1 protein-coding gene is annotated in these 876 nt (G+C 63.8%); it reads left to right on the top strand.

The features are described from left to right. Positions 1 to 876 (top strand): 2-oxoacid:acceptor oxidoreductase family protein (locus tag BU204_RS37835; RefSeq protein ID WP_198943124.1); only part of this gene is annotated, 876 nt, incomplete at both ends.

Below are 876 nucleotides of genomic sequence, written 5' to 3' on the forward strand. Positions count from 1 at the left end.
CAAGCTGGACCGGGTGGTGATTCGGTTTGCTGGTGATTCTGGTGATGGTATGCAGTTGGTGGGGGATCGGTTCACGTCGGAGGCGGCGGCGTTTGGTAATGATTTGGCGACGTTGCCGAATTTCCCTGCTGAGATTCGGGCTCCTGCGGGGACGTTGCCGGGGGTGTCGTCGTTTCAGTTGCATTTCGCTGATTACGATATTTTGACGCCGGGGGATCGGCCGGATGTGTTGGTGGCGATGAACCCGGCGGCGTTGAAGGCGAACATCGGTGATGTGCCGGCGGGTGGCACGGTGATCGTGAACACCGACGAGTTCTCGAAGCGGAACCTGACCAAGGTGGGTTATGCGGCGAACCCGTTGGAGGACGGGTCGCTGTCGGGGTTTCAGGTGTTCGGGGTGGCGATGGCGTCGTTGACCCAGGGAGCGTTGGCCGAGACCGGGCTGTCGAAGAAAGACGCCGAGCGGTGTAAGAACATGTTCGCGTTGGGGTTGTTGTCGTGGATGTATCACCGCCCCACCGAAGGAACGGAGCGGTTCCTGCGGGAGAAGTTCGCCCGCAAACCCGACATCGCGCAGGCGAACGTGTTGGCGTTCCGGGCGGGTTGGAACTTCGGGGAGACCACCGAGGCGTTCGCGACCACGTTCGAGGTCGCTCCGGCCAGTGACCTGCCCCCGGGGCGGTATCGGCAGATCAGCGGGAACCTCGCCCTCGCCTACGGCATCGTCGCCGCCGGACAGCGCTCAGGGCTGCCGGTCCTGCTGGGCAGCTACCCCATCACCCCGGCCTCGGACATCCTGCACGAGCTGGCCAAACACCGGAACTTCAACGTCACCACCATGCAAGCCGAGGACGAGATCGCCGGGATCGGCGCCGC

The sequence above is a fragment of the Actinophytocola xanthii genome (genome assembly GCF_001921205.1).
GTDB lineage: Bacteria > Actinomycetota > Actinomycetes > Mycobacteriales > Pseudonocardiaceae > Actinophytocola > Actinophytocola xanthii.